The organism is Streptomyces sp. NPDC000594, assembly GCF_040299965.1.
GTDB lineage: Bacteria > Actinomycetota > Actinomycetes > Streptomycetales > Streptomycetaceae > Streptomyces.
Map to the genome: position 1 here is coordinate 18,521 of NZ_JBEPCY010000023.1, position 23,880 is coordinate 42,400.

The 23,880-nt window shown below is 73.6% G+C and carries 22 protein-coding genes; 8 read left to right on the forward strand and 14 right to left on the reverse strand.

From position 1 onward, the window contains the following. Window positions 1-112 precede the first annotated feature (112 nt). The 4 genes from ABT354_RS26210 to pdhA form a co-directional block, all read right to left on the reverse strand. Window positions 113-1,009, reverse strand: coding sequence for an NTP transferase domain-containing protein (locus ABT354_RS26210; RefSeq protein WP_351498043.1), 897 nt, complete (start codon window positions 1,007-1,009; stop codon window positions 113-115). A gap of 67 nt (window positions 1,010-1,076) precedes the next feature. Beyond that, window positions 1,077-2,606, reverse strand: a complete 1,530-nt coding sequence (locus ABT354_RS26215; RefSeq protein WP_351498045.1) for a dihydrolipoamide acetyltransferase family protein — start codon at window positions 2,604-2,606, stop codon at window positions 1,077-1,079. Continuing rightward, window positions 2,607-3,635 (reverse strand): alpha-ketoacid dehydrogenase subunit beta, encoded by a 1,029-nt coding sequence (locus ABT354_RS26220; protein WP_351498047.1) that lies wholly within the window; start codon window positions 3,633-3,635, stop codon window positions 2,607-2,609. Continuing rightward, window positions 3,632-4,759, reverse strand: coding sequence for a pyruvate dehydrogenase (acetyl-transferring) E1 component subunit alpha (gene pdhA, locus ABT354_RS26225; protein WP_351498049.1), 1,128 nt, complete (start codon window positions 4,757-4,759; stop codon window positions 3,632-3,634). The genes ABT354_RS26220 and pdhA overlap by 4 nt, the downstream gene beginning before the upstream one ends. A gap of 166 nt (window positions 4,760-4,925) precedes the next feature. Between pdhA and ABT354_RS26230 the strand changes: the two genes are divergently transcribed. Then, complete coding sequence (locus ABT354_RS26230; RefSeq protein WP_502983505.1) at window positions 4,926-5,600, forward strand: Lrp/AsnC family transcriptional regulator; 675 nt, start codon at window positions 4,926-4,928, stop codon at window positions 5,598-5,600. A gap of 51 nt (window positions 5,601-5,651) precedes the next feature. Here ABT354_RS26230 and ABT354_RS26235 read toward each other — a convergent pair whose 3' ends face one another. Together ABT354_RS26235 and ABT354_RS26240 are read right to left on the reverse strand one after the other, a co-directional pair. Continuing rightward, window positions 5,652-6,266, reverse strand: coding sequence for a TetR/AcrR family transcriptional regulator (locus tag ABT354_RS26235; RefSeq protein WP_351498053.1), 615 nt, complete (start codon window positions 6,264-6,266; stop codon window positions 5,652-5,654). Further along, window positions 6,263-7,882, reverse strand: coding sequence for a 3-hydroxyacyl-CoA dehydrogenase (locus ABT354_RS26240; protein ID WP_351498055.1), 1,620 nt, complete (start codon window positions 7,880-7,882; stop codon window positions 6,263-6,265). Before ABT354_RS26240 ends, ABT354_RS26235 begins: the two co-directional genes overlap by 4 nt. Before the next feature lie 123 nt (window positions 7,883-8,005). Here ABT354_RS26240 and paaN point away from each other — a divergent pair, with 123 nt between their 5' ends. Continuing rightward, window positions 8,006-9,682, forward strand: coding sequence for a phenylacetic acid degradation protein PaaN (gene paaN, locus ABT354_RS26245; RefSeq protein ID WP_351498057.1), 1,677 nt, complete (start codon window positions 8,006-8,008; stop codon window positions 9,680-9,682). A 51-nt stretch (window positions 9,683-9,733) separates the two neighbouring features. On the opposite strand, the gene ABT354_RS26250 is transcribed toward paaN, so the two are convergent. From ABT354_RS26250 to ABT354_RS26260, 3 genes are read right to left on the reverse strand one after another with little or no spacing between them, the layout of a single operon-like run. Next, entirely contained in the window at window positions 9,734-10,645 is a 912-nt protein-coding gene (locus tag ABT354_RS26250) for a TrmH family RNA methyltransferase (RefSeq protein ID WP_351498059.1), read from the reverse strand. A 4-nt stretch (window positions 10,646-10,649) separates the two neighbouring features. After that, window positions 10,650-11,921: an HTTM domain-containing protein gene (locus tag ABT354_RS26255; RefSeq protein WP_351498061.1), complete on the reverse strand. Its 1,272-nt coding sequence runs from the start codon at window positions 11,919-11,921 to the stop codon at window positions 10,650-10,652. Then, window positions 11,918-12,730, reverse strand: coding sequence for a DUF5819 family protein (locus tag ABT354_RS26260; protein ID WP_351498063.1), 813 nt, complete (start codon window positions 12,728-12,730; stop codon window positions 11,918-11,920). Before ABT354_RS26260 ends, ABT354_RS26255 begins: the two co-directional genes overlap by 4 nt. Window positions 12,731-12,843: 113 nt before the next feature. Between ABT354_RS26260 and paaA the strand changes: the two genes are divergently transcribed. From paaA to ABT354_RS26290, 6 genes are all read left to right on the forward strand, one after another. Continuing rightward, entirely contained in the window at window positions 12,844-13,887 is a 1,044-nt protein-coding gene (gene paaA, locus ABT354_RS26265) for a 1,2-phenylacetyl-CoA epoxidase subunit PaaA (protein WP_351498065.1), read from the forward strand. After that, window positions 13,884-14,174, forward strand: a complete 291-nt coding sequence (paaB, locus tag ABT354_RS26270) for a 1,2-phenylacetyl-CoA epoxidase subunit PaaB (protein ID WP_351498067.1) — start codon at window positions 13,884-13,886, stop codon at window positions 14,172-14,174. Before paaA ends, paaB begins: the two co-directional genes overlap by 4 nt. Continuing rightward, the gene (gene paaC, locus ABT354_RS26275) at window positions 14,171-14,887 is read left to right on the forward strand and encodes a 1,2-phenylacetyl-CoA epoxidase subunit PaaC (protein WP_351498069.1); all 717 of its coding nucleotides are present in this window, start codon (window positions 14,171-14,173) and stop codon (window positions 14,885-14,887) included. The genes paaB and paaC overlap by 4 nt, the downstream gene beginning before the upstream one ends. Next, window positions 14,881-15,399 carry a 1,2-phenylacetyl-CoA epoxidase subunit PaaD gene (gene paaD / locus ABT354_RS26280; RefSeq protein WP_351498071.1) on the forward strand — a complete coding sequence of 173 codons (519 nt, stop codon included), beginning with the start codon at window positions 14,881-14,883 and terminating at the stop codon, window positions 15,397-15,399. The genes paaC and paaD overlap by 7 nt, the downstream gene beginning before the upstream one ends. After that, entirely contained in the window at window positions 15,400-16,455 is a 1,056-nt protein-coding gene (locus ABT354_RS26285; protein ID WP_351498073.1) for a 2Fe-2S iron-sulfur cluster-binding protein, read from the forward strand. A gap of 117 nt (window positions 16,456-16,572) precedes the next feature. Beyond that, window positions 16,573-17,787: an acyl-CoA dehydrogenase family protein gene (locus ABT354_RS26290; RefSeq protein ID WP_351498075.1), complete on the forward strand. Its 1,215-nt coding sequence runs from the start codon at window positions 16,573-16,575 to the stop codon at window positions 17,785-17,787. Between the two features lie 137 nt (window positions 17,788-17,924). On the opposite strand, the gene ABT354_RS26295 is transcribed toward ABT354_RS26290, so the two are convergent. The 5 genes from ABT354_RS26295 to ABT354_RS26315 all read right to left on the reverse strand — a co-directional run bounded on the left by ABT354_RS26295 (window position 17,925) and on the right by ABT354_RS26315 (window position 23,709). Continuing rightward, window positions 17,925-18,269 carry a rhodanese-like domain-containing protein gene (locus tag ABT354_RS26295; RefSeq protein WP_351498077.1) on the reverse strand — a complete coding sequence of 115 codons (345 nt, stop codon included), beginning with the start codon at window positions 18,267-18,269 and terminating at the stop codon, window positions 17,925-17,927. A gap of 183 nt (window positions 18,270-18,452) precedes the next feature. Beyond that, window positions 18,453-19,286 carry a J domain-containing protein gene (locus tag ABT354_RS26300; RefSeq protein ID WP_351498079.1) on the reverse strand — a complete coding sequence of 278 codons (834 nt, stop codon included), beginning with the start codon at window positions 19,284-19,286 and terminating at the stop codon, window positions 18,453-18,455. A 49-nt stretch (window positions 19,287-19,335) separates the two neighbouring features. Further along, window positions 19,336-20,898 carry a DUF2252 domain-containing protein gene (locus ABT354_RS26305; RefSeq protein ID WP_351498081.1) on the reverse strand — a complete coding sequence of 521 codons (1,563 nt, stop codon included), beginning with the start codon at window positions 20,896-20,898 and terminating at the stop codon, window positions 19,336-19,338. Between the two features lie 181 nt (window positions 20,899-21,079). Beyond that, on the reverse strand, window positions 21,080-21,748 hold the full coding sequence (locus ABT354_RS26310; protein WP_351498083.1) for a response regulator: 669 nt from the start codon (window positions 21,746-21,748) through the stop codon (window positions 21,080-21,082). Window positions 21,749-21,876: 128 nt separating this feature from the next. After that, window positions 21,877-23,709, reverse strand: a complete 1,833-nt coding sequence (locus ABT354_RS26315; protein ID WP_351498085.1) for a sensor histidine kinase — start codon at window positions 23,707-23,709, stop codon at window positions 21,877-21,879. Window positions 23,710-23,880 lie beyond the last annotated feature (171 nt).

Consider the following 23,880-nt stretch of genomic DNA (forward strand, 5'->3'; position numbering starts at 1 on the left):
GGAGCCCCGGGCGCGGAAGCGGCCCCGGGCGCGGGCCCGGCGGTGCGGGGCGCGGGGGCCGTGCCAGGAGCCGAGGGCTTGCGGGTGAAGCGGCCTCGGTGGTCACGGGGGGTCATCGGGAACCACCGCCGTCGGCGAGCGGGCCGGACTCTTCCTCCCAGCGGCGGGCCAGCTCCACCGCCTTCCGGGCCGTCTCGGCGACCGCTTCCCGCCCGCCGCCGGCCGCCGCGTACCCCACCAGGAAGGTGGTGAGGGGCGCGGCCGGACGGGCCACCCCATGGGCGGCGTCCCGGGCGAGGTCCAGCAGCAGTTCGATGTCGACATCGAGGTCGACGCCGAGTTCTTCCCTGACCGCGGTGATCCATTCCTCCAGCACGTTCCCATGCTCCCTGATCCGTGCCCGCGCGGCGGCGAGATCCTCCCAGGTGTCGCAGTCGAAGGCGGCCGAGGAGGCGTCCGCCACCCGGACGGTCTCCAGCTGCTCGGGCAGCAGCCGCAGCGGAAGCCCGGCCAGGGTGCCGTACTCGGTCGCCAGCAGGGCGAGTTCACGCCGGACGGGCTCGGTCCGGTAGACCGCGACCAGCGGCTGTTCCCGGCCGTCCGCGTCGACGAGGAGCGCCGCCTCCCGCCCGCTCGTCCCCAGGGCGTCGAGGAGCGCCCCTACCGTCGCCCCGGTGAGGAACGGCAGATCGGCGGAGACCACCACCACCCGCTCCGAGTCCTCCCCGAGCCGCCGCAGCCCCGCGTCGAGCGCGGCGAGCGGGCCGCCGCCGGGCGGCTCCTCCCGGGCCCAGCGGACCGGGCGCGCGGTCGCCCGGCGCCCGCCGACGACCACCGTGGTCGCGGCCCGGTCGCAGGCCGCGAGGACCCGGTCGAGCAGGGGCCGGCCGCCCACGGCGAGGCCCGGCTTGTCGGCGCCGCCGAGCCGGCGGGCGGCTCCCCCGGCGAGGACGACGGCGTCATGGGCGGGGGTCACGGGCGGCGTCACCGGGTGCGGGGTCGAGGTCATGCCCGCAGTATGGGCCCGGCCGGCCGGGCCCCTCCGCCCCGGGCCGCCGGTCCCGGCCACCGGCCCCTCAGAGGGTGCGCAGCAGCACCGCCGGCTGTTCCACACAGTCCGCGACATACCGCAGGAAGCCGCCCGCCGTGCCCCCGTCGCACACCCGGTGGTCGAAGGTGAGCGAGAGCTGGACGACCTGACGCACGGCCAGCTCCCCCTGGTGCACCCAGGGCTTGGGGATGATCCGGCCCACCCCGAGCATGGCCGCCTCCGGGTGGTTGATGATCGGTGTGGAGCCGTCGACCCCGAAGACCCCGTAGTTGTTCAGGGTGAAGGTGCCGCCGGTCAGCTCGGTGGGCGAGAGCCGGCCCTCGCGGGCGGCCTCGGTCAGCCGGGCGAACTCGGCCGTCAGGGACTCCGCCGAACGCCGGTGCGCGTCCCGGACCACCGGGACCACCAGTCCGCGGTCGGTCTGTGCCGCGAAGCCGATGTGGACATCGGAGAGCCGGACGATCTCCCGGGCCGCCGTGTCCACGGTGGCGTTCAGCTCGGGGTGGCGGGCGAGCGCCGCCGCGCAGATCCGGGCGAGCAGGGCGATGAGCGAGATCTTCGGCCCGCCCGCGCCGTTCATGGCGGCACGGGCCGCCATCAGCTCCGTCGCGTCGGCGTCCACCCAGCAGGTGGCGTCGGGTATCTCGGTCCGGCTCCGGGAGAGCTTGTCGGCCATGGTGCCGCGCACCCCGCGCAGCGGGATCCGCTCGGTGACGGCGGCCAGGGGCGACCCGGTGGACGGGGCGTGCCCGGCGACGGCCGGTGCGGGAGCGGGGGCCGCGGGGGCGGGCACGGTACGGGCGGACACGGCGGCCGAGGTGGTCGGTGCGGCCGGCGTGGCGTTCGCACCCGCCTGCGCGGCGGCCCCCGCCGCACGGGCGTACTCGACATCGGCCCGCTGGATCAGCCCCTCCGGCCCCGACCCCGACAGCTGCCGCAGATCGAGCCCGTACTCCCGGGCCAGCCTACGCACCAGGGGGGATATCACCGGAACCGGGCCGGTCTGCTCGGGATCGTCCTCCACGGGCCGCTGCGACCGGGGCACCGGCGGGGTGCTCTCCCCCGGGGCGGTGGGCCGTATCCGGCGGCGGCGGGCGGCGGGCCCTCCGGTGCCGTACCCGACGAGGACATTGCCCGAGGACTCCGCCGCAGCCCCGGACGCGACCCCGGCGTCGGACCCGGCGGGGGATACGGCCCCGGCGGGGGACCCGGTGGAAGACCCGGCCCCCAGGGGTTCCGCGGCGGCGGTGCTCCCGCCCGTACCGGACGGATCCCCGGCCTCCGCTCCGGCCGGGAACTCCCCGGCGGTCGCACCCACGGCGACCGTCAGCAGCGGAGCGCCGACCGGCAGCTCCGTCCCCTCCTCACCGAAGCGCGCGGTCACCACACCCCCATAGGGGCAGGGGACCTCCACCATGGCCTTGGCCGTCTCGACCTCCACCACCGGCTGGTCCACCGCGACGACCTCGCCGACGGATACCAGCCAGCGCACAATCTCCGCCTCGGTCAGTCCCTCCCCGAGGTCCGGCAGCCTGAACTCCAGCACCTGTGCCATTCAGCTCTCCGCCTCCCACTGCAATCGCGCCACCGTGTCCAGCACCCGGTCCACTCCTGGCAGATGGTGCCGCTCCAGCATGGGCGGCGGATAGGGGATATCGAAACCGGCCACCCTCAGCACCGGCGCCTCCAGGTGGTGGAAGCAGCGCTCGGTGACCCGGGCGGCGATCTCCCCACCGGGTCCGCCGAAGCCCGTGGACTCGTGCACGACGACCGCGCGGCCGGTGCGCCGGACGGATTCACAGACCGTCCGGTCGTCGAACGGGACCAGCGAACGGAGGTCCACGACCTCCAGCTCCCACCCCTCGGCCACCGCCGCCTCCGCCGCCTCCAGACAGACGGGGACGGACGGACCGTAGGTGATCAGCGTTGCGGAGCGCCCGGGGCGGCGGACGACGGCCCGCCCGATCGGCTCGACCGCCGCCGGGGCCTCCGGCGACCAGGCCGCCTTGGACCAGTACAGCCGCTTGGGCTCCAGGAAGACCACCGGGTCGTCGCCGGCGATGGCCGCCCGGAGAAGACCGTAGGCGTCCTCCACGGTGGCGGGGGTGACGACCTGGAGCCCGGGGGTCGCCATGTAGTACGCCTCGGAGGAGTCACTGTGGTGCTCGACCCCGCCGATGCCCCCGCCGTACGGCACCCGGACGGTGATCGGCAGCGGCAGGGCGCCCCGGGTGCGGTTGCGCATCCGGGAGACATGGCTGATCAGCTGCTCGAACGCCGGGTAGGCGAAGGCGTCGAACTGCATCTCCACCACCGGGCGCAGTCCGTACATCGCCATGCCGACGGCCGTGCCGAGGATGCCCGCCTCCGCGAGCGGGGTGTCGGTGCAGCGGTCCTCGCCGAACTCCTTGGCCAGCCCGTCGGTGACCCGGAAGACACCGCCGAGGGTGCCCACGTCCTCGCCGAGGACATGGACGGTGGGGTCCTCGGCCATCGCGTCCCGCATCGCCCGCTGGAGCGCCTGGGCCATGGTCGCCGGTTTCACCGCGGCGGCGGTGGTGGCTCCGGTGGTCACCGAGGTCATCGGGGGTCCCCCTCCGCTTCCAGCTCGGCCCGCAGCTGCTCCGCCTGCTCCTGGAGCTGGCCGGTGCGGTCCGCGTACACATGGGCGAACAGGTCCATCGGGTCGAGCACCGGGTCCGCGTTCATCCGCTCGCGCAGCCGGGCGGCCATCGCCTCGGCGGAGTCGGCCACGGCCCGCCGGGCGTCCTCGTCGAGCAGCCCCCGGGAGGTCAGCTCCCGCTCGATCAGGGCGATGGGGTCATGTGCCCGCCATGCCTCCACTTCGGGCTCCTCGCGGTAGCGGGTGGCGTCATCGGCGTTGGTGTGGGCCTCCATGCGATAGGTGACGGCCTCCACCAAGGTGGGTCCCTCGCCGCGCCGGGCGCGGGCCACGGCCTCGGAGAGCACCTGGTGCACCGCGGGCGCGTCGTTCCCGTCGACCAGCCGGCCGGGCATGCCGTATCCCACGGCCTTGTGGGCGAGGGAGGGGGCGGCGGTCTGCTTGGCGAGCGGTACGGAGATCGCGAAGCCGTTGTTCTGCACCAGGAAGACGACGGGGGCCCGCCACACGGCCGCGAAGTTCAGCGCCTCGTGGAAGTCGCCCTCGCTGGTGCCGCCGTCGCCGACCAGGGCGAGCGCGACCACCTCGTCACCGCGCAGCCGGGCCGCGTGGGCGAGCCCCACGGCGTGCGGCAGCTGGGTGGCGAGCGGGGTGGACAGGGGCGCGATCCGGTGCTCCCGGGGGTCGTACCCGGTGTGCCAGTCGCCGCGCAGCAGCCCGAGCACCTCGACCGGGTCGAGCCCCCGGGTGACGGCCGCGAGGGTGTCGCGGTAGCTGGGGAAGAGCCAGTCCCGCTCCTCCAGGGCGAGTGCGGCGGCGACCTGGCAGGCCTCCTGGCCGGTGCTCGACGGATAGACCGCGAGCCTGCCCTGCCTGGTCAGCGCGGTCGCCTGGGTGTTGAACCGGCGGCCTCGGACCAGATGGGCGTGGAGCGTGCGCAGCAGCCCGGGATCGACCCGTCCGGCGGCGGCCGTGCCCAGCACCCGGAACGGCTCCGGGTCGGGAAGCAGCGGCGCGGGGTCGGTGCGGGGCTTCCACTCCGGCGGCGGAGTGGGCCGGTAGGCGACGGCTCTCACAGCGAGCACCTCCTCTTGGGAGAGGGCGACGAAGCGGCCGGAATGTGGCGCGCCTCACCTACCGATTGTTCGGTCGTGGACGCATTTTGGCTACAGCCGCCTCCAGCCTGTGGACAAACGGTTCTCCACAGCCTGTGATGGGCACAGGTCGTCCATGCCGGGGAGGCGGGGGGATATGTGTCCTGAACAAATGGCCGAGAACGGGTTCCGGGCGGGACCGGAGGCCACGGAACCGGAGGCCCCCGCCGCACCGGGCGAGGCCGGAACGGCCCGTTCGGGCGACGGCGGAGCGGCCCGTACGGCCCCGGTCGTCGCGGACCGGTCCGAGCCGGTCACCGGCCCCGCGCCCGTACCCCGGCCGCTGGACACCATCGACCGGGCCATCCTGGGCATCCTGGAGTCCGAGGGCCGGGCGTCCATCCGCTCCGTCGCCGAGCGGGTCCATGTGTCGCGGGCCAATGCCTACTCGCGGATCAACCGGCTCGTCGACGACGGGGTCATCCGGGGCTTCGGGGCCCGTATCGACCATGAACGCGCGGGTCAGGGCGCCTCCGCCTACATCACGCTCAAGATCGTGCAGAACTCCTGGCGCACGGTACGGGAACGGCTGCGGGCGCTGCCGGGGGCCGCGCACATAGCCCTGGTCAGCGGCGATTTCGATGTACTGCTGCTGGTGCACACACCGGACAACCGCACCCTGCGGGAGCTGGTGCTGACCCAGCTCCAGTCGATGCCGGAGGTGCTGTCCACGCGGACCCTGCTGGTCTTCGAGGAGACGGATCTGCCCGCGATGCACCCGGCCCCGGCGGACCGGGCGGCGGACGGCGGCGAGGGCGAGCAGCCCGGCTGACCAGCGGCCGACGGGGAAAGGGGGCGGCCGGGGAGCCCGGTGGGCGGCGGGTCAGCCCCGGTCCGCCGCCGCGTGCTCCGTCCGCAGCCCGCCGAAGGCGAGCCGCACCACCGTCTCGGCGAGCCGGTCCCCGTCCTGCCCCCCGCCCTGGGACTGCGGCCGGTACCACTCCACCAGCGAGTTGATCATGCCGAAGAGCAGCCGGGTCGCCAGCTTGATGTCCACATCGGCGCGGAGGTCACCGTCGGCCGCCGCCGCCTTCAGCAGATCCGCGACCCGCTGGTCGAACTCCCGGCGGCGTTCCATCGCCCAGCGCTCGGTGGTGGTGTTCCCCCGGACCCGCAGCAGCAGGGTCACATGGGGCAGCTCCGCGATCAGCACCTCCACGGTGCGCCGGGTGACGTACTCGACCCGTTCGATCGCGCGCCCGTCCCGTGCCCCCGGCTCCTCCAGGATCGCGAAGAGCGCGTCGATGGCCCGGCTCACGGCCCGGCGCAGCAGCTCCTCCTTGCCGGAGACATGGTGGTAGATGGAGGACTTGGAGATCCCCGCCGCCTGGGAGAGATGCTCCATGGAGGTGCCGTCGTAGCCGCGTTCGTTGAAGACGCGGACGGCGACGGTCAGCAGGGTCTCCGGGGTGTACGTGTCCCGCTTCGGCGTGGTCATGACTGCGCTCCTTCTCCGGCTTCCGCTCCCGCTCGCCCGCCGCCGGCACCTGCCACGCCGTCCTCGCCGCCGTCCCGGTCGTCGCCCCCGTCATGGTCCTCGGCATGGTCCTCGGCCGAGGAGAGCTGGAAGAGCGCGAGTGAGGGAGCGTACCGCCCGTCCGGCACCCGGGTGTGCAGGGCGTCCAGGAGGTCATGGATGTAGCCGGAGGGGAGACGGCGGTTCCATGCGAGCGGCCCGATCGGGTAGTTGACCCCCAGCCGCATCGCGGTGTCGATGTCCTCCCCGGTGGCGACGCCCTTCGCCACCGCGTCGGCGGCGAGGTCGATCAGCCGGGCGACGGTCCGGGCCACGATCATGCCCGGTACGTCCCCGATGACGCTGACCTTCTTGCCGAGCGCCTGGAAGAGTCCGATCGCCTCGCGCAGGGTGCGGTCGCCGGTGTGGGGGGCGGCGGAGAGCGCGATCCGCGTGGCGGCGCGGTAGTCGAGGGCGAGGTCGAAGTAGACGACATCGCGGAACTCGGCGGAGCTCTGCCCGTCGGCGAGGACCAGCTGACCGCCACTGGGAAGCAGCAGCTGGAGGTCGGCCTCCTCGTTCCCCGGGCGGACCGTGATCCCGGACTCCCGCATCAGCGGCAGCAGTTCGGCGGCGGGGCCGAGGTCGCCGCCGCCGATGACATACGCCGGAGCGGGCTCGGGCGGGGCGGTGTGCGGTTCCGGACGGACGGCGTCCGGTCCATGGTCGTACCAGCCCCGGCCGGTCTTCCGGCCGAGCAGCCCGGCCTCCACCAGCCTCCGCTGGGCCAGCGACGGGGTGAACTTCACGTTCCGGAAGAACGCCTCCCACACCGAGTGGGTGACCGCCTCATTGATGTCCTGGCCGATGAGGTCGGTGAGTTCGAAGGGACCCATCCGGAATCCGCCGCACTCACGGAGGACGGCATCGATGGTGGCGGGGTCCGCGCCCCGGTCCTCGTACACCGCGAAGCCCTCGGCGTAGAACGGCCTGGCGATCCGGTTCACGATGAAACCGGGCAGGTCGGCGCTGTGTACGGGGGTCTTGCCCCAGGCCGCGACGGTGGCCCGGGCACGGGCCGCCACGGCGGGCTCCGTGGCATGGCCGCTGACCACCTCGACCAGCGGGAGCAGCGGTGCGGGGTTGAAGAAGTGGAGGCCGACGAAGCGGCCGGGGAGACGGAGTCCGCCCGCCACGGCGGTCACCGGGAGGGAGGAGGTGTTGGTGGCGAGGAGACAGTCGTCGGCGACGGTCTCCTCCAGGGCGGCGAACAGTTCCCGCTTGACGTCGAGCCGCTCCGCGACCGCCTCGACGACCAGTGCGGCGTCGGAGAGATCCCCGAGGCCGGCCGCCGGGTGGAGCCGGGCGCGGGCGGCGTCCCGCGCGTCCGCGGTCATCCGGCCCTTGTCGACCAGCCGGTCGAGCCGGGCGCCGATGGCCGCCGCGGCCTCCTCGGCCCGGCCGGGCAGGCTGTCGTGGAGGCGTACGGGATGCCCCGCGACCAGCGCGACCTGGGCGATGCCCTGGCCCATGGTGCCGGTGCCGACCACGGCGACCGTGCGGCGCGGATCCAGGCCGGCGTTCTCTTCGGCGCTCATGGGAGTGATCCTCCCGGATGAGTTTTCCACAGGTTTGACAGGCCCCCTTGTACCGACCGATCGTTCGGTTACTCTAACCCTGTCCGTCCGTTCCCGCCCAGCTCGACGAGGAGTTGGTCCGTCATGCAACTGACCGAGACCCGGCTGACCGAGCGCCACCGGCCGACGCTCGATCAGGCCCTTGAGGCGATCCGCACCCGCGCGTACTGGTCCCCGCACCCCGAACACCCCAAGGCCTACGGCGAGAGCGCACCCGCCGACGGCCTCGCCGCCTTCGAGGCGCTGCGCGGTGGCCGCTTCGAGCTGGACCAGCCCGGCACCGACGGCTGGACGGGCGGCGAGGTCTCGCCCTACGGCCCCGAGCTGGGCATCGAATATCCGCATGTCGACCCCGATGTGCTGCTCCCGGCGATGCGGGCGGGCATGGCCGCCTGGCGGGAGGCGGGCCCCGAGCTGCGGGCGCTGGTCTGCCTGGAGATCCTGTCCCGGATCAGCGCCCGCACCCATGAGTTCGCGCACGCGGTGATGCACACCAGCGGGCAGGCGTTCATGATGGCGTTCCAGGCGGGCGGGCCGCACGCCCAGGACCGCGGTCTGGAGGCGGTGGCGTACGCCTATGCCGAGCAGACCCGGGTCCCCGCCGCCGCGGAGTGGGTCAAGCCGCAGGGCAAGCGGGATCCGCTGGAGCTGCGGAAGAGCTTCACCGCCGCCGGCCGGGGCATCGCCCTGGTGATCGGCTGCAACACCTTCCCCACCTGGAACGGCTATCCCGGGATCTTCGCCTCGCTGGCCACCGGCAATCCGGTGCTGGTCAAGCCGCACCCCCGGGCGGTGCTGCCGCTCGCGCTCACCGTGCGGACCGCCCGTGAGGTGCTGGCCGAGGCCGGGTTCGACCCCCAGCTGGTGGCGCTCGCCACCGAGCGGCCCGGCGAGGGCATCGCGAAGACGCTCGCGGTCCGCCCCGAGATCAGGATCATCGACTACACCGGCTCCACCGCCTTCGGCGACTGGCTGGAGACCCATGCCCGCCAGGCCCAGGTGTACACGGAGAAGGCCGGGGTCAATACGGTCGTCGTGGACTCCACCGACGACTACCGGGGGATGCTCTCCAATCTGGCCTTCTCGCTCTCCCTCTACAGCGGCCAGATGTGCACCACCCCGCAGAATCTGCTGATCCCCCGGGACGGCGTCGCCACCGACACGGGCCACAAGTCCTACGACGAGGTGGTGAACGATCTGGCGGCCTCGGTGGGCGGCCTGCTCGGCGACGACACCCGGGCCAACGCCGTGCTGGGCGCCCTGGTCAATCCGGAGGTCAAGAAACGGCTGGACGGAGCGGCGGATCTCGGCGAGGTCGCCCTGCCCACCCGGAAGATCGCCCATCCGGAGTTCCCGGACGCCGTGGTGCGGACCCCGGTGATCGTCAAACTCGACGGCGCCAAGCCGGAGTCGGAGTCGGTGTACCGCTCGGAGTGCTTCGGCCCGGTGTCCTTCGCCGTCGCCGTGGACTCCACCGCCGCCGCCCTGGAGCTGCTGCGGAGCACCATCCGGGAACAGGGCGTGATGACGGTCGGCGCGTACACCACCTCCCGGGAGACGGAGCGCGCGATCGAGGAGGTCTGTCTGGAGGAGTCGGCACAGCTCTCGCTCAATCTGACCGGCGGGGTGTACGTCAATCAGACGGCGGCCTTCTCCGACTTCCATGGCTCCGGTGGCAATCCCTCGGCCAACGCGGCGCTGTGCGACGCCGCGTTCGTCGCCAACCGTTTCCGGACGGTGGAGGTGCGGCGCCAGGGCTGAGCCGCCCCGGGCCCGCCCGGTCCGCCCCGGTCAGGCCCCCGGTCCAGGCGCTCAGGCCCTCGGTCGGTCCGTCGGTCCGGCCTGGTCCGGGGTGCCTCCCCAGTGGAAGAGGGCCATGGCCACACTGGTGGCGAGGTTGTAGCTGGAGACCTGGGGGCGCATCGGCAGCGCGAGCAGCCGGGTGGCCCGGGAGCGCAGCTCCGGCGAGACACCGTGCCGTTCGGAGCCGAAGACCAGCAGCGCGTCATCGGGGAGGGTCATCGACCGGATGTCCTCGCCCTCGGGGTCGAGCACCAGGAGCGGCCCCGGGGGGAGGCCGTCGCCGGGCAGCCGTTCCACGGCGGTGGCGTAGTGCAGTCCGGCTCCCGCGCGGACCGCGTTCGGGTGCCAGGGGTCGATGTCCCCGGTGGTGACCACGCCGGTGGCGCCGAAGCCTGCGGCGAGGCGGACCACCGCGCCCACATTCCCGAGGTTGCGCGGGTTGTCCAGGACGACGACGGGTGACCGCCGGGGGCGCTCGGTCAGCAGACCGAGGTTGGCCGTGCGGTCGGGCCGAAGGGCGAGGGCGGCGACCCGGGTGGGGTGGACCCGGGGCACCAGCTCGCGCAGGGTCTCCAGGGGCACCTCGGTGAGCAGCCCCGCGACCCGCTCCCGTACATCCGGGGCGAGATCGTCGGCGAGCGCGAGCACGGCCTCCCGGTCGCTGGTGAGCGCGGTCCGCACCTCCGCACCGAAGCGGAGGGCGTGCTTCAGCGCATGGAAGCCATCGAGCAGCACGGTCTCCGGCTCGGGTTCCGGCGCCTCCTCCAGCGCCCGCTCCCAGGCCGCCTCCGGCCGCCGCTCCCCGCCCTTCACGGGGGCGGGGAAGAGGGAACCCTGCGCCGTCCCCTGGGACGGTGCCTCCCGCCACTGCCGCCATTGCCGTACGGGGTCCGCCGCCGCAGGGGTGCCGTTCTCGCTCATCGCCTCAGGCTACGGGGCGCGGGTCGTGCTCCGGGGGCCGTGGGCCCTGGCGCTCGTCCCACTCCTCCCGCTGCTCCTCCCGCTCCTTCCGTCCGTACGGCCCGCCGCGCACCAGGGCGGTGAGACGGTCGCGCAGCCGGGCCGAGCGGACGCCCAGCCGGAGCAGAAAGGCCGTGGGGAGGAAGACCGCGTCGGCGGCGATCATCGCCAGCGAGAAGAACGGCAGTCCCAGCACCACGGCGATGGCCGCATGCTCGGCGATCATCACCACCAGCAGGATGTTCTTGATCCGCCGGTTGAAGAGGGTGAACGGAAAGGCGACCTGGACGGCGACGGTCCCGTAGGAGAGGGCCATCACCAGCAGCCCATGGGACGCCAGCAGATCGGAGAGGGCGGGCCAGGGGGTGAAGTACTCCAGCTGGAGCGGGTAGTGCAGCGCGGTGCCGTCCTGCCAGCGGGATCCCTGGATCTTGTACCAGCCGGCGGTGGCGTAGATCAGACAGACCTCCGCCATGATCACCACAAGGGCGGCGTTGTGGAGGATGTTGGCGAGGGTGTCCAGGAGCAGCCGGGGCTGGGAGGCCGGGGCACAGCGGTTCAGCAGCCACCACAGGCCGAGTCCGGTCCAGACCGCCCAGAGCAGCGTCAGGATCCCGAAGCCGGAGCGGTTCAGCAGGGTCCCGGTGATCAGCAGGGCCCCGAGGACCGTCCAGAGCACGGGGCCGACCCGGTCCGCCGGTGCCGCCCCCGCCGGGTCTCCGGCCGGGCCGGGGGTCTGCGCGGTGCGGGCCCGCTGCCGGGCGGCGCGCCGGGCGTCGAGCGACCAGACCTGACCGCAGCGGGTGGCCACCAGATAGATCGCGACCAGATGGATGATGTTGTCACCGCCGTCCCCCATGAGGACGGAACGGTTCTGGAGCGACAGCACCCCCGCCATGAACAGCGCCGCCATCGCCCGGGTCCGCCAGCCGAGGGCCAGCAGCGCGGCGGAGACCAGCGCCAGGAGATAGACCGCCTCGAACCACAGGGCGCTGTCGGTCCACATCAGCGCGGTGAAGGCGTCGTTGCCCCGGATGAGCCGGTCACCGAGGGCCCAGCTCCAGGGGCCGTCGGGCCCGTACAGCTCATGCCGGTGGGGCAGTTCCCGAAGGAGGAAGAGGGCCCAGGTACCGGCGAAGCCGATCCGGACGACGGCGGACTGGTACGGGCCGAGGGCGTTCGCGGTGACCCGCTGGAGGGCGTCCGCGATCCGGACGGAGGGGGGCGCGGTCGTCATCGGACCCTCCCCCCGAAGGCCACCGGGTCCCGGTCCCGGTCCCGGTCCGGGCCCCGGTCCCCCGGAGCCCGCGCCGCCGCCCCGGCGGGCCGGTCGGCCGGGGTCACCTCCCACCAGGGGAGGAGCCGGTGGGACGGCCGGGTGTCGGTCTTCTCGCCGCTCCACCGGGGCGCCGGGACCAGGGTGGTCACCGACCGCAGCCGGACGCGCTCCACGGTGCCGCCCGGATCGCGCCGGTCCAGGCGGAGCACCGCAATCCGGCGGAGATACCGCTCGGCGAGCCGGCCCCGGTCCCCGGTGGCGCGGTTCTTCTCGTCATGGGTGGTGTCGTAGAAGTCCCAGGCGCGGCGCAGCTCGTTCTGGTGGACATGGCTGGGGAGCGGATTGCCCCGGATCGACCGGGCGTCCTCGGCGGTCAGCCCGATCCAGCCGGTGGTCCGCAGGGCGCCCGCCGGGGTGCGGACCTCGGCCCGTACCTCGACGGCGGTGTTCTGCTGGAGCGGGTTGGGGGCGAAGAGCTTCCAGTTCTGCTCGAACTCGGGATAGACCCAGGCGTCTATCGCCTCGCCGTACCGCTTGCTGGCGGTGTTGGCGGGGGCGACATGGAGGAAGACCATGCCGATATGGACGGTGGCCACGACGGCGACCAGCGCCAGGGCGAGGGCGGCGGCGATCCGGTACGGGGTCGAGAGCGCGAGCAGCCCGCCGGGGGCGGTTCCGTCGGCGCTCCTGTCGGCGCTTCCGCCTGCGGTTCTGGCGGTGCTTGCGTCTGCGGTTCTGTTGGCGTTCCCGTCGTCGTACGAGCCCATCCCGCCCCGATCCCGCTCGACCCGCCCCGGTTATCCACAGGGTTGACACCCTACGGGCCCGGGACTCACCATTGAAGTCAAGGAACCGAACGATCGGTCGGTAGGGATGTCCTATGACGTCGATGACCGTGGGCACGACAGAGCGTGACGCAGCGGTGTTCGAGGCCACCGTGGCGGCCGACGAGCGCATCGAGCCCCGCGACTGGATGCCGGACGCCTACCGCGCCACCCTGATCCGGCAGATGGCCCAGCACGCCCACTCCGAGATCATCGGCATGCAGCCCGAGGCCAACTGGATCAGCCGCGCCCCCTCGCTGCGCCGCAAGGCGATCCTCCTGGCCAAGGTCCAGGACGAGGCGGGCCACGGGCTCTATCTCTACAGCGCCGCCGAGACCCTCGGCACCAGCCGCGACGAGCTGCTGGACAAGCTGCACACCGGCCGCCAGCGCTACTCCTCGATCTTTAACTACCCCACCCTGACCTGGGCCGATGTCGGCGCCATCGGCTGGCTGGTGGACGGCGCCGCGATCACCAACCAGGTACCGCTCTGCCGCTGCTCCTACGGCCCCTACGCCCGCGCGATGGTCCGTATCTGCAAGGAGGAGTCCTTCCACCAGCGCCAGGGGTACGAGCTGCTGCTCACCCTCGCCCGGGGCACCCCCGCCCAGCACCGGATGGCCCAGGACGCGGTGGACCGCTGGTGGTGGCCGTCCCTGATGATGTTCGGCCCGCCGGACGACGAGTCCGCGCACTCGGCCCGCTCGATGGCCTGGAAGATCAAGCGCCACTCCAACGACGAGCTGCGCCAGCGCTTCGTGGACATCTGCGTCCCCCAGGCCGAGGCGCTCGGCCTCACCCTCCCCGACCCCGCTCTGCGGTGGGACGAGGAGCGGGGCCACCATGACTTCGGCCCCATCGACTGGGCCGAGTTCCACCGCGTCCTCGCCGGCGACGGCCCGTGCAACGAGGAACGGATCACCCAGCGCCGCCGCGCCCATGAGGACGGCGCCTGGGTACGGGAGGCCGCGACCGCCCACGCGGACCGCCACCGGCAGCGCCCCGGGCACCCGGAGGACCCGGAGCACCCGAAGCACGGGGGACACCAGGAACACCCGGAGCACCAGGAACACAGGGGACACCGGGAGACGACGGCATGAGCGGCCCCACCGACTGGCCCCTGTGGGAGGTCTTCGTCCGCTCCCGGCGCGGCCTCTCGCACACCCACGCCGGCAGCCTGCACGCCCCCGACGCCGAGATGGCCCTGCGCAACGCCCGCGATCTCTACACCCGCCGGGGCGAAGGCGTCTCCCTCTGGGTGGTCCCCTCCACGGAGATCACCGCCTCCTCACCGGACGAGAAGGACACCTTCTTCGAGCCCGCCGCCGACAAGCCCTACCGCCATCCGACCTTCTACGAGATCCCCGAGGGGGTGAAGCATCTGTGACCACCCCGGTGACCACGGCGGCGCTCGCCCTCGGTGACGACGCGCTGGTGCTCTCGCACCGCCTCGGCGAGTGGGCGGGCCACGCCCCCGTCCTGGAGGAGGAGGTCGCCCTCGCCAATATCGCCCTGGATCTGCTGGGCCAGGCCCGTGTCCTGCTCTCCCTGGTGGGGGACGAGGACGAGCTGGCCTATCTCCGGGAGGAGCGGGAGTTCCGCAATCTCCAGCTGGTGGAGCAGCCCAACGGCGACTTCGCGCACACCGTCGTCCGCCAGCTCTTCTTCTCCGTCCACCAGCATCTCCTCCACCGGCGGCTGGCCACCGGGGGCGGCCCGTTCGCACCGCTCGCGGCCAAGGCGGTCAAGGAGGTCGCCTACCACCGGGACCACGCCGAGCGGTGGACCCTCCGGCTGGGCGACGGGACCGAGGAGAGCCATCGGCGGATGCGGCGCGCCTGCGCGGCGCTGTGGCGGTTCACGGCGGAGCCGTTCCGGCCGGTCGAGGGGGTGGAGGTGGACTGGGAGGCCCTGGAGGCGGAGTGGCTTGAGGCCGTGACCGGGACCCTGGTACGGGCGACCCTGACCGTCCCCGAGGGGCCGCGCTCCCTCGACTGGGCGGCCGGGGCGGGTCGCCAGGGAATCCACACCGAACCCTTCGGACGGATGCTCGCCGAGATGCAGCATCTGCACCGCAGCCATCCGGGGGCGTCATGGTGACCACGGCGCTGGAGAAACGGCTGCTGGCCCTCGCGGGCGCGGTGCCCGACCCGGAGCTGCCGGTGCTGAGCCTGGCGGAGCTGGGCGTGATGCGCGGGGTCGAGCTGCTCGGCCCCGGGCGGGTCGAGGTCTCCCTCACCCCCACCTACACCGGCTGCCCCGCCGTCGAGGCCATGGCCGAGGACATCGAGCGGGTGCTGCGGGAGCAGGGCATGACCGAGGTGTCGGTGGTCACCGTGCTCTCCCCGCCCTGGTCCACCGATGACATCAGCGCCGAGGGGCGGCGCAAGCTCGCCGAGTCCGGGATCGCCCCACCGCGCCCGACCGCCGGGATCGCACCGCCGCACCCGACCGCCGGGGGCGAGCCGGTCCCGCTGACGCTCTCGGTGCGCTGCCCGCACTGCGGATCGACCGACACCGAGCTGCTGAGCCGCTTCTCCTCCACCGCCTGCAAGGCGCTGCGCCGCTGTGTGAGCTGTCGTGAGCCCTTCGACCACTTCAAGGAGTTGTAGATGTTCCACCGGCTCCGGGTCGGCTCGGTCGAACGGCTCACGGACGACTCGGTCGCCGTCACCTTCACCGTCCCGCCGGAGCTGTGGGCGCGGTTCCGCCATACGCCGGGTCAGCATCTCGCCCTGCGCCGGACGGTGGGCGGCGAGGAGATCCGCCGCACCTACTCCATCTGCTCCGCCGCCCCCGGGCCCGGCGAGCCCTCCGCACCACGGGTGGGCATCCGCCGGGTGGACGGCGGGGAGTTCTCCACCTACGCCATCGAGGAACTGGCCGTCGGCGACACCGTCGAGGTGATGGAGCCGATGGGGCGCTTCCGGCTGGAGCCCCACCCCGGATACTTCGCGGCGGTGGTCGGCGGCAGCGGCATCACCCCGGTGCTCTCCATGGTCACCACCCTGCTCGCCCGGGAGCCCGAAGCCCGTTTCTGTCTGATCCGGAGCGACCGTACGGTCGCCTCCACCATGTTCCTGGACGAGGTGGCCGAGGTGAAGGACCGCTACCCCGAGCGGTTCCAGCTGGTCACCGCCCTCTCCCGGGAGGAGCGGCAGGCGGGTCTGGAGTCGGGCCGGCTGGACCGGGAGCGGCTGTCGGCGCTGCTGCCCCGGCTGCTGCCGGTGACCCGGATCGACGGCTGGTTTCTCTGCGGACCGTTCGGACTGGTCAGCGGGGCGGACCGGGCGCTGCGGGGGCTCGGTGTGGAGCGCGGCAGGATCCATCAGGAGATCTTCCATGTGGAGACCGGCTCCGCCCCCGTCACCGCCCCGGCGGCGGCCCCGGACCGGGCCACGCTGACCGTGACCCTCGACGGCCGTTCGGGCAGCTGGCCGGTGCGGGAGGGGGAATCCCTGCTGGAGACGGTGTTGCGGGCCCGCTCCGACGCCCCCTATGCCTGCAAGGGCGGGGTGTGCGGCACCTGCCGTGCCTTTCTGGTCTCCGGTGAGGTGCGGATGGACCGCAACTTCGCGCTGGAGCCGGAGGAGACCTCCGCCGGATATGTGCTGGCCTGTCAGTCCCACCCGGCGACCGGAGAGGTCGAGCTGGACTTCGACCGCTGAGCCGGACCGGCTGTGTTCATTTCGGGCTGTGTTCATTTCCCCCGGCGTGCTCTATCTTGACGGCCCGTCAGATACGACGTCGGCGGTCCGGGCACCACCGTGCGGGAGGACAGGCCAGTGGACTTCACCTTCACCGAGGAGCAGCGGGCGGCCGTCGAGGCGGCGCGGGCCGTCTTCGCCGATGTCGCCCCCGACTCCGTGCCCAGCCCCTCGCTCGTCCGGGGCGCCGTGGCCCAGGAGTTCGACCGGAAGCTGTGGGCCCGGCTGGCCGCCACCGATCTGCTGGGCCTGGTGGTCCCGCCGGAGCACGGCGGCGCGGGACTCGACCCCATCGCGCTCTGTCTGGTGCTGCGCGAGTCCGCGCGGGTGCTGGCCAGGGTGCCCCTGCTGGAGAGCTGCGCGGTCGCCATGACGCTGGCCCGGTACGGCACTCCGGAGCAGTGCGCCCGGCTGCTGCCCGGCATCGTCCGGGGCGAGCTGGTGATCACCGCGGCGGCCCAGGGGCGCACCGGCCATGACCCGGCCGAGCGGGCCGTCACCGCCCACCCGGAGTCCACCACCGGGAGCGGGCCCACCAGGAGCAGCACCGCAGGGAACGGCACCACTGGCAACGGCACCGCAGGGGCCTGGGTGCTCGACGGGGCGCAGACCGCCGTCCCCTGGGGCCCGTCCGCCGATCTGATCGCCGTTCCCGCCCACCGGGACGGGGGTACGCCGGTCGTCGCCCTGCTGCCCCCGGACCGGGCGGGCGTCACCCTCACCGACCAGATCACCACCACCGGGGAGCGGCTGGCCGAGGTGACGCTCGACGGGGTCCGCACGGCCGCCCCGGAGCTGATCGCCGCCGAGGGCGCCTGGGAGTGGCTGCGCCTGCTGCTGACCACCGGGACCTGTGCGCTCGCCCTCGGTCTCGGCGAGCAGGTCCTCACCATGACGAGCGAGTACACCGGCAAGCGGGAGCAGTTCGGGCACCCGCTGGCGACCTTCCAGGCGGTCGCGGTCCAGACGGCCGACCGCTATATGGATCTGCGCGCGATGGAGGCCACCCTCTGGCAGGCCGCCTGGCGGCTGGCGCCCGCACCGGGCACGGCCGGGGTGGGCGGACCGCTGCCGGTGGCCGCCGATGTGGCCGTGGCCAAGATCTGGGCCGCGGAGGGGGTCCGCCGGGTGGTGCAGACGGCCCAGCATCTCCATGGCGGCCATGGCGCCGACACCGAGGTGCCGCTCCACCGGTACCACGCCTGGGCCAAGTATCTGGAGCTGTCGCTGGGCCCGGCCGCCGCCCATGAGGAGGCCCTGGGCGATCTGCTGGCGGCCCACCCCCTCGGCTGAGCCACGCGACCGGCCCCGGGAAGCCGTGCTCCACGACCCGGGGGAGCGGTGCCGAACGCCCCTGGGTCAGCGGTGCCGCATGGCCCCGGGGGCGGCGCCGGACGGCGGACCGCCCCGGGGCACCGGGGGCACGGCGATCAGAGGACGACCGCGGTGGCGCCGTTGTCGGTGACCATCGGACGCCCGGCGGACTGCCAGGCGATCATGCCGCCGTCGATGTTCACCGCGTCGATGCCCTGCTGCACCAGATACTGCGTCACCTGCGCGGACCGGCCGCCCACCCGGCACATCACATGGGCCCGGGCGCCCTCGGCGACCGCCTCGGTCACCGCGCCGAAGCGGGCCACGAAGTCGCTCATGGGGATGTGCAGCGCGCCCTCGACATGGCCCGCCTCCCACTCGTCCTCCTCCCGGACATCCAGGATCAGACCGTCGGCCGGAACCGCCGCGGCCTCCACCGAGGGGAGCGGGGCGAAATTCATGGGTGAAGCCTCTCTTGTCGGAACGCCGAAGCGCCGGAAACGCCGGACCACCGAACACGGCTCGGCGCACGCGGACGCGTGCACGGCGCTCCCCGTGCGGAAGCACGCGGGCGCCGGGCCGCCCCGGCCGGTCGCCGGGGCCCTCCCAGGATGCCCGAACCACCGGCGTCCGGGGACGGCTCCCTATCCGGCCAGCCCGGCCAGTTCCGTCTCCCGCTCCGCGACCTGGGCGAGCAGCTGCTCGGCGATCTCCTCCAGCAGCCGGTCCGGGTCGTCCGGCGCCAGCCTGAGCATGGCGCCGATCGCGCTCTCCTCCAGCTCCCTGGCCACCACCGCCAGCCGCTCCTTGCGCTGGGCCAGCCACTCCAGCCGGGCGTACAGCTCCTCGCTCTCGCTCAGCCGTGCGGCGGCGGGCTCGGGCCCGGCGGCCCACTCATCGGCGAGCACCCGCAGCCCCTCGGTGTCGCCGAGGGCGTAGGCCGCGTTCACCCGGGTGATGAACTCGTCCCGCCGGGCCCGCTCCGTCTCGTCCTGCGCCAGATCGGGGTGGGCGCGGCGGGCCAGCTCGCGGTAGAGCTTGCGGGCCTCGTCGCTCGGCCGCACCCGCTGCGGGGTGCGGACCGACTGCCCGCCCAGCATGGCGGCGGCCTCGGGGTAGAGACCGTCGGAGTCCATCCAGCCGTGGAACAGCTCGTCCACGCCCGGCATCGGCAGCACCACCGCACGGGCCTCCTGGGCCTTGCGCAGATCCTCCGGGTCACCGCTGCGGGCGGCCCGCGCCTCGGCGATCTGCGCGTCCAGCTCGTCCAGCCGGGCGTACATGGGACCGAGCCGCTGGTGGTGGAGGCGGGAGAAGTTCTCCACCTCCACCCGGAAGGTCTCCAGCGCGATCTCGAACTCGATCAGCGCCTGCTCGGCCGCGCGCACCGCACGGTCCAGCCGGTCCTCCGGCCGTGCCTGCGCCTGCTGCTCTTCGTCGTTCCGGGGCGTCGGCCCGCCGGGCACATCCTGGGTCACCCGCCCAGAGTACGGGCGCGGGGCGGCCGGCTCTCACACCCCCGGCCTCTCACACCCCCGGCTCGGCGGCCGTCCTTCCCGCCCGTATCGACCGCAGCAGCTCGGCGTGGTCGGCCTCGGTACGGTCCGCGTAGCCCACGGCGAACCGGGCCAGCGCCTCGTCCAGCTCCTCGCCCCGGCCGCAGTACCCCGCGAGCAGCCGGGGATCGGCGCTGTGGGCATGGGCGCGGGCCAGCAGCGCGCCCGTCATCCGCCCGTAGTCGTCGAGCTGGTCCGGGGAGAGCGCCGCCGGGTCCACACTGCCCTTGCGGTTGCGGAACTGCCGGACCTGGAAGGGGCGGCCCGCCACCGTGGTCCAGCCGAGCAGCATGTCGCTGACGACCTGCATCCGCTTCTGCCCGAGCACCACCCGGCGGCCCTCGTGCCCCGGGCCGGTCCCCGGAAAGCCGGCCGCCGCCAGATGCGGCAGCAGCGCGGACGGCCGGGCCTCCTTGACCTGGAGCACCAGCGGCTCCCCCCGGTGGTCCAGCAGCAGCACCACATAGGAGCGGGTCCCGACACTGCCGGTGCCCACCACCCGGAACGCCACATCGTGGATCTCGTACCGGGCCAGCAGCGGCAGCCGGTCCTCGGAGACCGTGCCCAGATACTCCGTCAGCGAGGCGGCGACGGCCGACGCCTCCGCGTCCGGCACCCGGCGCAGCACCGGGGGCGCGTCCACGAACCGCCGGCCGGAGCCGGTGGCGTCGGTGTACTCCTCGGTCGACCGGGCGGCGAAGCGCGCGCTGGTGTTGTTCCGCGCCTTCTGGGAGACCCGCTCCAGGGTGCCCAGCAGATCGCGGGCGTCGGCGTGGGAGACCAGCTCCTCGTCGGCTATCGCGTTCCAGGCGTCGAGGGCGGGCAGTTTCGCCAGCAGCCGCATGGTCCGCCGGTAGGCGCCCATGGCGTCGAAGGCGGCGGAGGCGCAGACGGACTCATCGGCGCCCGCCACCCGGCCCGCGAGGACCAGGGAGACCGCGAGTCTCTTGACGTCCCACTCCCAGGGGCCGACGGCGGTCTCGTCGAAGTCGTTGAGGTCGATGACCAGCCGGCCGCGGGCGTCGCCGTAGAGGCCGAAGTTGGCGGCGTGGGCGTCTCCGCAGATCTGGGCGGTGACCCCGGTGACCGGGGTGCCGACCAGATCGTGGGCCATCAGCCCGGCCGAGCCCCGCAGGAAGGCGAAGGGCGAGGCGGCCATCCGGCCGACCCGGATCGGGGTCAGCTCGGGGACCCTGCCCCGGCTGGACTCCTCGACCGCCTCGACGGCGCCGGGCCGCCCCGCGACCGGGCGCAGCACATCGTGGGCCGAGCGCGGCACCCGCGCCCGGAGGTCCTTCCCCCGCTGCTTGGGCGAGGGCACACCGCCGGGGCCGGGGCGCCGGGCGAACCCGGGCACCGCCGGGATGCGCGCCCCGGGGCCACCGCTCCCGAAGCTCCCCGCGCTCCCCTGGCCACCCTGGCCACCCTGAACGCCCAGGCTGCCCAGGCTCCCGAAGCCCCCCAGGGCTCCACGGCCCCCGGGCCCTCCGGGGCCTCCGGTGGACAGCGGCACCGTCTCGGATCCGCTCGTCATCGACGGCCTCCCCCTCCGTCGCGCCCCCGGGTCGCACCCCGGGACCGCGTGTCTCGATCGTCCGGCCGCCGGTCGTCCGTCTCCCCGACCGTTCGGCCGTCCCGACCGTACCTGGGCCGCGAGCCGCCCGTCTCCCCCTGTGGAAAACCCCGGGAACCACCCCGGGAACCACCCCGTACGGTCAGCCCTCCCCCAGCCCCGCGTCCCTCGCCAGCAGCGCCGCCTGCACCCGGTTCTCGCACTCCAGCTTGGCGAGGATCCGGCTGACATAGGTCTTCACCGTGGCCTCGCTCATATGCAGCCGCCGTCCCGCGTCCGCGTTGGAGAGCCCCTCGCCCAGCAGCGCGAGGACATCCCGTTCCCGCGCGCTCAGCTGGGCCACCCGGGCCCGCGCCCGCTCGTTGCGGGAGGCAGTGTGCCCTGTGGCGAGCCGGTCGACCACATGGCGGGTGGCGCCCGGCGAGAGATAGGCGTCCCCCGCCGCCGCGGCCCGTACCGCGGCGATCAGCTCGGCGGGCGCGGTGTCCTTCAGCAGGAAACCGGCCCCGCCCGACTCCAGCGCCCGCAGGACGTTGTCCCGTTCCCCGAAGGTCGTGAGGATGACGACCCGTGCGGCGGGTGCCGCCCGGCGCAGCTCCCGCATCGCGGTCAGCCCGTCCATCACCGGCATCTGGATGTCCAGCAGCACCACATCGGCGCCGTGCGCCCGTACCAGCTCGATCGCCTGGCGCCCGTCGGCCGCCTCGGCGACGACCTCGATCTCCCGGTCCGAGGTGAGGATCATCCGGATCCCGGCCCGTATCAGCGGCTCGTCATCGGCGATGACAACCCGTATCGGCGCCCCCGTCATAGTCATCCTCATTCACCCGATGGCCACCGGGCGGCGGCCCGCTCCGGCACTTTCTCTGTCGGACACTCTCTGTCCGAGAAGGTAGGTACACCACAGGGGCGCCGCACGGTCAAGCGGCGCCCGCCCGGCTACCGGCCGGTGTGGTACGCCTTCTTCTCGATCAGCTTTCCGTCCCGGAAGCAGAAGCGGAACACCGGCTCGGTGGTCAGGGTGTCCGTCATCTCCGAGTCCATCAGCACCAGGCACTCGGACCCCTCGGGCTTCGGGGGCCCGTCCCGGTCCAGGCCGCTCGTGACGAAGCTGTCCCCTTCGGGCAGCCGCTCGCGCACCTCGGCCTCGGCGGTACCGATGGTGATCCGGTCGTACTCCGCCCTGTCGATCATGCCCGCGTCGAAGGAGTCGACCGTGTACACGAGGGCGACCGCGATCCCCACCACGACCACCACCGCCGTGCCCGCCGCCACCGCACAGCCGAGGCCCACCCCGCTGGTCCGCTCCCGGCGCCGGCTCGTCTCCAGCTCCCGCATCAGCAGGGCCTCGTGGTCGCTCCCGTCGAGGGCCGGGCCGCCGGGGTCCGGGAAGGCCCCCGGGGGATCCCACCGCATGTCCCCGGGACCGGAAGCCGGTCCCGAAGCCGGTCCCGAAGCCGGGGCGGAACCAGAAACGGAACCAGAAGCGGAAGCGGTGCCGGTACGGGGGACGTCGCCGGACCCGCCGACGGCCCCGTACGGCAGCACCCCCGCCACCCGGAACCCCCCGTCGTCCAGCACCCCCGTGTGCACCATCCCGCCGACCAGCCGGGCCCGCTCGCGCAGTCCGGTGAGCCCCTGCCCGCCGCTGACCACCTCGCCGGCCGGCGCCGGGGGCGGACCGCTGACGATCTCCACCACCAGGGAGTCCGGCTCGTAGCGCAGCGCCACCCGGATCGGGGCGCCGGGGGCGTGCTTGTAGGCGTTGGTGAGGGCCTCCTGCACGATCCTGTACGCGGCGTGGTCGGCGGCGGTGGCGAGCGGGCGGGGCTCCCCCTCCGTCCGCAGCTCCACCGTGTTCCCGGCGGACCGGGCGGTCTCCACCAGCACCCCGATACCGGCGGTCCCCCGGGCCGCCCGCTCCGTCTCGTCCACCGGTCCCGAGGCCGGTTCCTCGACCCCGTCCCGGAGGATGCCGACGACCTCGCGCAGCTCGTGCATGGCGGCCACGGAGGCGGTCCGCAGCACCCCGACCGCCTCCCGCTGCCGCCCGGTCAGCTCCGGGTCCACCTCCATCGCCCCGGTGTGCACGGCGATCAGGGCCAGCTGGTGGCCCAGGCTGTCGTGCATGTCCTGGGCGATGCGCTGGCGCTCCCTCAGCCGTGCCTGGCCCGCGATCATCCTGCGCTCCCGGAGCAGCTGGGCGTTGCGCTCCTGGAGGGCGTGGAGCAGGGTCCTGCGCTGGCGCCAGTAGCGGCTGACCAGGCCGGGGACGACGACCGTCGCCAGATAGGCGAGGGTGAGGGTGATCGCGCTCGGGACGGTGAGCGTCAGATCCGCCCCGGGGTACCCGGCGACGACCGCGAGGCCCGCCGCGTACGCGAGGAGGAAGGTCGCCACGGCGCGGCCGGTGCCCGTGATCCGGCTTCCGGCGGACCAGCCGACAAGCATCTGAACGAAGAAGAGACCGGCGAGTTCGACGCAGAAAGCGCAGGTCACGATGAGTACGGGTATGGGGAGCCGACGGCGGAGCAGGGTGAGCAGCCCGGCCAGTGCGGTGGCGATGACGGTCCGCACGGGCACGGATTCGAACATGTACTCGATACCGAACGCCGCCAGCGCCATCGCCAGCGCCAGCACCAGCTCGGCGGGCATCCCCCACCCGGGCACCCCGCGGGGCGGTACCGGGCGGCGCGACCAGGGCTCGGACACCGCCAGCCAGGACCAGCCCCTGCGCAGTCCGGCCAGGCTCTTCGACGATGAGAGGTTCACGGCAGCACCTTAGGAAGCCGCCCCCGCCCCCGGCCGTCCACTTTCGTCCCGTCCGGCGACGACGAAGGTCGCGACCGACCCCTCACCGGGTGGCAGGTGGACACCCCGGGAGCCCGGCCCGGCACACGACCCCGCACACAACCCGGCACGCGACTCGACACCGAACCCGAC